This window comes from Synechococcus sp. PCC 6717, from assembly GCF_022698185.1.
In the GTDB taxonomy this organism is placed as follows: Bacteria; Cyanobacteriota; Cyanobacteriia; order Thermosynechococcales; family Thermosynechococcaceae; genus Thermosynechococcus; species Thermosynechococcus lividus.
The window spans coordinates 61435-68314 of sequence record NZ_JAKLTV010000025.1; the positions used below are offsets into that span (position 1 = coordinate 61435).

Sequence of the window (6880 nt, forward strand, 5' to 3'; positions counted from 1 at the left end):
GCGGTGGGCAGCGGGATCACCATCAGAGGGCAATAGCCGTTGGCAGGACTAGGCCGGTTTCTAGAGGCTATTCCTTGCTTGACAGGTGATAAAAGACAGTGATAATGATAATCAAGGAATAGCCACAGCATGAGTATAGTCAGGGTGTGGTTGAAAAAAGGAATCGTGTGGGGAAGTGAGGTAAGTTATGAGTCGGAAGACATCAATTTTCTTAGCGCCTACTGTCGCAGCCAGTTTGCTGGTTACTGGGGCAGGTAGTCTTGCGCAACCCCAATCGTTCCTGAACCGTGGTCAAGATCTTACAGAGCTAGAGCAGTTTGCCCCTAATAGCCACCGCATGGGACAAGTTACTTCAGTGTCGCAACTGTCCGATGTGCAACCCACCGATTGGGCGTATCAGGCACTAGCATCATTAGTGGAAAAATATGGCTGTATTGCCGGTTATCCCGATGGCAGCTTTCGCGGCAACCGCGCCGTGACCCGTTTTGAAATGGCTGCCGCCTTAAATGCCTGTTTAGATGTTGTGAGCGATCGCTTTGCCACCAAAGAAGAGCTAGCCACGCTACAGCGACTCGCCGAAGAATTTAGCACAGAGCTAGCCACGCTGCGGGGTCGCATAGATAACGTTGAGGGACGCATTGCCAACCTAGAAGCCACCCAATTTTCTACGACCACTAAACTATCGGTGGATGCGGTCATGGCCTTCCAAGCAGGGGGGAACACCGGTAGCGTCTTTGATCCTGTGACTGGAACCGTACTGACGGGGGGAGGGTATAACCCCACGGTTATTAGTCGGGTTGACATTAACCTGAATACCAGTTTTCGTGGCACTGATCAATTGACAACGACTCTACAAACTGGTAACGGCGGTCTAGATGCGATTGCTGCCAGTGGTGTGGGGGTTGGTGGCTTTGTTAATGCTGGTGCGGTTGACTATTTCGGTGCTGGCCCTGCTCTCAATTTTTACCGTCTCTACTATAGTTTTCAGCCCACGGAACATTTAACCATTGGGGCGGGCCCTCTCTTTTATCCCAGTGACATTATTGATGGCAATAGTTATGCAAATGATTCGTTCAGTGACTTTAGCTCCGGTTTCTTTATCAACAACCGTCTGATTGTTCCTTTTCCTGTGGATGGACCGGGTGGTGCAGGCGGCAGCATTGTCTGGAATCCTGGGGGAGGCTCCTTTACATTGCGCGGTGTTTACGTTGCAGCGACCGCTGGAGCACCCACGAATGCGATCGCCGCTGGAATTGCTGGTGCGCCGGTGAACGGTGGGCTGTTTGGGGATCCTTACCAAGGCAGCATTGAGTTGGAGTACGCGCGCACCTTTGGCGCAAATGAGCAAAATAATGTTGCGGTGCGGTTACAGTACACGAACTCTTCTACCCTCAATATTTCCCAAAATGCAGGGGGGCTAAACGTCGAGTTAACCTTAGGCAGGTTTGGCCTGTTTGGTCGCTATGGCTACTCAGGGGTCAAGCTCTACGGCGCAGGGGCAACGATTTTGGGACTGGGCCCCTTTGCCGTCGATCCGGGGGTCTTTGTCATCCCAGCAGGTGGACAGGTAAATACAACCGCACAAACCTGGATGGCAGGGCTTGCCTATCGGGATCTATTCACAGAAGGTACCTTATTGGCTGGGGCAGTGGGTCAACCCTTTATTAACTCGCTTGGCTCAGTGCCGGGCATCAATGACTCAACCCAGACGAACTACGAACTTTTCTTCCGCTACCCCCTCAGTGATAACATTGCTGTCACGCCAGTGTTCATGGCGATCACGAATGCCAACAACAGTTCAACCAATAGCCCAATTTTGCAAGGGTTAATTCGTACTACGTTCAGTTTCTAAGCCTCTGTTTGGGGGAGGTTCACTATCCCTCTGAGGATGGGGCTGAGGTTGCGATCGCCACCGGCGCAGGGGGAGACTGCTGTACAAAGCGAACAAAATTTTCCAGTATTTTTAGACCGATGGCACCCGATTTTTCGGGGTGGAATTGACAGGCAACTACATTCTTGTGGGCGATCGCTGCTGTCACCGTTTGCTGACCGTGCTGGACAGTCGCGGCCACCAATTGTGGAGCGGCCGGCACAACAACGTAGGAGTGAACAAAGTAAACCCACGGCCGGGGGGGTAACCCCTGCCACAGGGGGGCATCCGATTGCTTCAGAGTGAGTTGATTCCAGCCCATGTGAGGAATCGTCAGGTTGGGTTCCGACTGCAACCGCTTCACCGCACCCGCAAACACGCCTAATCCTGCGGCTGTACCTTCTTCGCTATACTCAAACAAAACTTGCAGCCCCAAACAAATGCCTAAAAAGGGCATCCCCTTAGCAATGACTTCATGGATAACGGTTACTAGCCCCCGTTCCTGTAAACGAGCCATCGCGGGATCAAAGGCACCCACTCCCGGTAAAACGACAGCATCCGCACTCAAGATGTCAGCAGCGCGATCGCTGACAATGGGCGTAGCGCCAACCACATCAAGGGCTTTAGCCACGGAATGGAGATTCCCCATGTCATAGTCAATAATAGCGATCGTGGCAGAAGTCACAAGCGTTCTCTCTCAAAATAGGTCAGCTTAGGATACGCCTCTCTAGTGTAAATTACCTCACACCAAACACTGGAGCGCCTAGGAATGGATCATGAATGACGCACTAGTAACGCTACTAACAGATTTCGGCAATACGGATGTCTATGTTGGGGTTATGAAGGGAACAATGCTGGCAGTGAATCCTCGGGTACGATGGGTGGATCTCAGCCATCAGGTGCCGCCTCAGGACTGCCGCACTGGTGGGTTTCAACTGTTGCAGGCACTGCCCTATTTTCCACCCCAAACGGTTCATCTGGTTGTTATTGATCCGGGGGTGGGCACGTCGCGGCGGGCGATCGCCCTCAAGCTAGGGATAGGATACTGCGTCGGCCCCGATAATGGAGTATTTACCCACGTTTTGCACCGCTACCCTGTTGAAATCGCGGTGGAGCTGAATCGCCCCCAGTTCTGGCGTCATCCCAACCCTAGTGCCACATTCCATGGCCGCGATATTTTTGCTCCCGTGGCAGCACATCTGGCCGCCGGTGTTCCTTTACTGACCCTAGGTACCCCCCTTGACCCCAACAGTCTCATGCGCTTACCCCAGCTTGACTATCAAGTGACCCCAGAGGGAGTGCGGGGCTGGGTACAGGCCATTGACCACTTTGGCAATGTCATTACCACCCTACCTGCAGCGCTACTCCATGGCTGCCAAGGGGTTGTTGAAATTGCCGGACACCGGGTTGCCTTGGTTAATACCTACGGCGATCGCCCTCCCGGTTCCTGCCTTGCATTGGTAGGCAGTCACGGTTTCATTGAAGTGGCGGTCAATGGTGGCAGTGCCGAAAAGGTTCTGGGTTGTCGGAATGGTGACACCGTTTGCTTGCTCTAGCGATGGATGCACTCCCCCACCGCAGATGGGGAATCGCAGTTAAGGGGACTTGCTCAAAACCGTCTTCGAGGCCATACGGGTGCGCTTGCGAGCAGACTCACTCAGGGCAGACTGTTGCTGTAGTTCAGTAGCCGATTCCTGTAGCACCTTTGCCGCTTCAGTATCCCCCATTTGCAGGGCAGTTTTGGCTGCACTTTGCAAGAAGGTGGCCGCACCGGCGGTGTCACCAGACTGTAATTTGGTTTCTGCAATCTGGGTTTTACGGTATTTCTCGACCGTAAAAATACTTTGCTGCACCTGAGGATCAACCGTTGGGGTATGGTCGGCTACCGCCTCGAGGGTAAGGGGAATCCGCTCAGATAGTAGGCCAGACTGCTGACGCACGGGATCGTCGTAGCGTACCTGAACCGCACCAATGACGTGGGTACCCAGCGGTAGGGGTTGGGTATAGAGGGTAATCAAGAGGGTACGCTTAATGGTGGCCGATAGATCTCCCACACGAATCGTGTACTGATCGGCACCGTGGGTTTCGTAGCTCAGTTCAATCGTGTCAGGAGCGACTTGGGTCACGGGTTTGAAATCTGCCAGTTGGGCGAGGGTGCTCAGGGTTAGTACAACATGGGCATTGGTGAAGTCCACGGTACTAATGTGCTGAAAGAGGGATTGGAAACTGGCGATCGCCTGTTCAGCGTATTCAATAAAAACCAGCCGACCTCTAGCCGCATCGGCAATTTGCTCAAGGACATCCTGATTCCAATGAACCCCAAACCCCAAGGTATTCAGAGTAATGTTGTACTCTGCCGCCAATTTAGCTAAATCTAAACAGCGCTTATTATCGCCGTGCTCATTCTCGCCATCCGTGAGTAAAAATGCTTGGGAAATCGTGCCCTGTTTCCCCTGAGCCAGTTGCTCTAAACCCAACTTCATCCCGTGATCAATGGCTGTACCACCATTGGCTTCGAGGGTAGCAATTTTAGCTTTGATGGTCTCTTTATCCCGCACAACTTGGTTGGGCACCAGCACCTTCGCGTGGTGATCAAAGGCAACCACCGCGAGGCGATCGCCGGCCACTAGGCGATCCACCAACGATTGAGCAGCCCGTTTAACCATTGCTAGGGGGTCGCCCGCCATCGAGCCACTGTGATCCAAAATCAGGCAGAGATTGAGGGGGGCGCGTTCCTGCTGTTGTCGCTGCGCCGTCAAGGTTAGCTCTAATTGGCGTTGCGCGCCCTGCTGAGCCGAAACAACAGCATCGCTAAGTCTGGCAACCAGTTCAACCGTCATAGCTATTCCTTGTGCAATTTTTTTTCATCAAGCATAGTTTTAACCTAGCGCTCTCCCAAAGGAGAGGGAACAAGAATCTTAGCTCCCTTCTCCCTAGGGAGAAGGGTTGGGGATGAGGGCAATTCATAGCCACATTCAGCAACACCCAATAGCGGTAGTTTACCTGCGCTACATATCCCATGGTACGTTCTTGGAGAATCCTACCTCGACGTAACAGGGCAGATGTGATAAACATCATGTCCTACAGGTGAGAACTGCCACTCCGCTGTATTGTGGCTCTTCCTAAGATAAGGAGTATCAACACAAAAGGCTTGAGCCAGCAGTGTTGATAGCACTCTCTCACCAGCAACTAAGGGTACACCCATGTTCAAGAACACTAGCTTACTACTTGCCTGCCTAGCAACCGTTGTGGTACCAACCTTAAGCAAGGCAGTTCCTGCCCCCTCTACCATTGCACCGACCGGTTCAACACCAGCACAATTCAATGTTCCCAATAATATCCAGGTTAACCCTACGATTATGGGTAAAATTGATAAGCCCCCTTCTGTATCCTGCAACGACTTAACAGTTGGGATGACGAAATACCCGCACACGCCCGGAGACTTCCCCCAACAACAGGCTAGCACTGCCGTTCTCAGCAATGCAACTCGCACCAGTTGTACCTACAAGATCCAAGTTCCTAAAGGGTTTCTGGGGGAAAACGTGTACCTCTGGGGTAACCTGAAAAATCCTTCACCGCTGGTCACGGTTCAGCCAGTGGGCTGGAATAACCCTCTGCCCATACCGCAGGAGTTGGGCGTTGTACAAGGCTTTAACTTCGTGGTTAAGGAGACCGTCATACATTGACAATGCGGCCAAAACTCTCGGCTTCTAGGCTGGCTCCCCCCACCAAAACGCCATCAATTTCAGGTTGCGCCATAATGGCCTCAATGTTGTTGACATTGACGGAACCACCGTACTGAATGGGAACATCGGCGTTGGTTAGTTTACTACGGATGAGGCCAATCACGCGGTTGGCTTCATTTTCGTTACAGGTCTCTCCGGTTCCGATCGCCCAAATGGGTTCGTAGGCAATCACTAGGTTAGTTTGATCAACCCCTACCAAATCTAAGGCTAACTGATTGAAAATGTGCGCCTCGGTTTCGCCAGCATCGCGCTGGGCTTTCGTTTCACCCACGCAGAGAATAGGGGTTAGACCGTGCTTTTGAGCCGCTTTGAGCCGTTGGTTAACGGTGGCATCGGTTTCGCCAAAGTACTGCCGCCGCTCACTATGGCCAATGATGACATAGCGCACTCCTAGTTCCACAAGCATTGGGGCAGAAATTTCACCCGTAAAGGCGCCCTGCTCTGCCCAGTGAACGTTCTGGGCACCTAGTTTAACCCGGGTGCCGTGCAGGCTTTTGGAAAGTACACTTAAACTTGTAAACGGAACACACAACACCACGTCGCGATCGCCGGGGGTGTCCGCCAGATAGCCAAGAAACTCTCCCAGAAATGCAATTGCTTCCTGTTGAGTTTTGTGCATTTTCCAATTGCCAGCAAGAACCTTCGGACGCACTCGTAATTGATCTCCCCTGCGAAACAGTTGGCGTATTTAAGCGTACCATACCCACTGTCCCCCTCAGTGTTTCTTGAGGTTGCCTCGGCGAGTTGAAGATGCCCTAAAAGCTGCATTATAGGAGTGATGTGGGCGGGCTAAAACCCCTCCGCTTTAGCGAGGGGATACAGCCAACTCAGGGGGCTTTAGCCCTCTCTATGTGTTAAACTAGAGACGTGGAAAGTAGGCGTATCAACTACGCGAAGAAACATCCTAGTACGGAGAAATCCCGGCAAGTAAGTCACTACTGCTTTGGCGGCAAGCCTAAACCACTGCAAGCAATGGCAGGATGTTGAGCGTATCGAATTGGCTAGTGTTGAAAAGCGCGAAACCACGAACCAAAACATAAACGTAATCCCAATAGCAGAAATGCTTGAGGTGWGTAGGGGGTCTTTGACTGCCCCCACCCGCATTAAGTTGTGGGTGACAGCTCAAGGGAAAAGCGAAGCAACGCGGCTTCAGCCCGTTGCGCAGCAGCCGTGGGGAATCCCCGCTAGTATTCACGCGTGGGGTCAACGGGCGGCGATCGCCCTAGAGCAGGCACGGATGCAAGTGGCAGCCTTAATCAACGCC

At 52.6% G+C, this 6880-nt stretch carries 6 protein-coding genes and 1 pseudogene; 4 read left to right on the forward strand and 3 right to left on the reverse strand.

Going from position 1 to position 6880, the window contains the following annotated elements; all coding sequences use genetic code 11:
* Positions 1–187 precede the first annotated feature (187 nt).
* The gene (locus tag L5470_RS10410; RefSeq protein WP_499499868.1) at positions 188–1852 is read left to right on the forward strand and encodes an iron uptake porin; all 1665 of its coding nucleotides are present in this window, start codon (positions 188–190) and stop codon (positions 1850–1852) included.
* A 22-nt stretch (positions 1853–1874) separates the two neighbouring features.
* On the opposite strand, the gene hisH is transcribed toward L5470_RS10410, so the two are convergent.
* Positions 1875–2555 (reverse strand): imidazole glycerol phosphate synthase subunit HisH, encoded by a 681-nt coding sequence (gene hisH / locus L5470_RS10415; protein WP_099798677.1) that lies wholly within the window; start codon positions 2553–2555, stop codon positions 1875–1877.
* Between the two features lie 91 nt (positions 2556–2646).
* Here hisH and L5470_RS10420 point away from each other — a divergent pair, with 91 nt between their 5' ends.
* Positions 2647–3426: an SAM hydrolase/SAM-dependent halogenase family protein gene (locus L5470_RS10420; protein WP_499499870.1), complete on the forward strand. Its 780-nt coding sequence runs from the start codon at positions 2647–2649 to the stop codon at positions 3424–3426.
* A gap of 39 nt (positions 3427–3465) precedes the next feature.
* On the opposite strand, the gene L5470_RS10425 is transcribed toward L5470_RS10420, so the two are convergent.
* Positions 3466–4710 carry a vWA domain-containing protein gene (locus L5470_RS10425; protein WP_499499872.1) on the reverse strand — a complete coding sequence of 415 codons (1245 nt, stop codon included), beginning with the start codon at positions 4708–4710 and terminating at the stop codon, positions 3466–3468.
* A 573-nt stretch (positions 4711–5283) separates the two neighbouring features.
* On the opposite strand from L5470_RS10425, the gene L5470_RS10430 reads away from it, so the two are divergent.
* A complete protein-coding gene (locus tag L5470_RS10430; protein WP_499499874.1) occupies positions 5284–5556 on the forward strand; it encodes a hypothetical protein in 273 nt (90 codons plus the stop codon).
* Here L5470_RS10430 and tpiA read toward each other — a convergent pair.
* On the reverse strand, positions 5546–6268 hold the full coding sequence (tpiA, locus tag L5470_RS10435; RefSeq protein ID WP_099798681.1) for a triose-phosphate isomerase: 723 nt from the start codon (positions 6266–6268) through the stop codon (positions 5546–5548). The two genes, L5470_RS10430 and tpiA, sit on opposite strands and share 11 nt — an antisense overlap.
* A 432-nt stretch (positions 6269–6700) precedes the next feature.
* Between tpiA and L5470_RS10440 the strand changes: the two are divergent.
* A pseudogene (locus L5470_RS10440) lies at positions 6701–6880 on the forward strand (hypothetical protein); the annotation flags it as partial.

Coding starts and splice junctions, on each gene's coding strand:
- L5470_RS10410 (WP_499499868.1), top strand. CDS start 188: ATGAGTCGGAAGACATCAATTTTCTTAGCGCCTACTGTCGCAGCCAGT.
- L5470_RS10420 (WP_499499870.1), top strand. CDS start 2,647: ATGAATGACGCACTAGTAACGCTACTAACAGATTTCGGCAATACGGAT.
- L5470_RS10425 (WP_499499872.1), bottom strand. CDS start 4,710: ATGACGGTTGAACTGGTTGCCAGACTTAGCGATGCTGTTGTTTCGGCT.
- L5470_RS10430 (WP_499499874.1), top strand. CDS start 5,284: ATGACGAAATACCCGCACACGCCCGGAGACTTCCCCCAACAACAGGCT.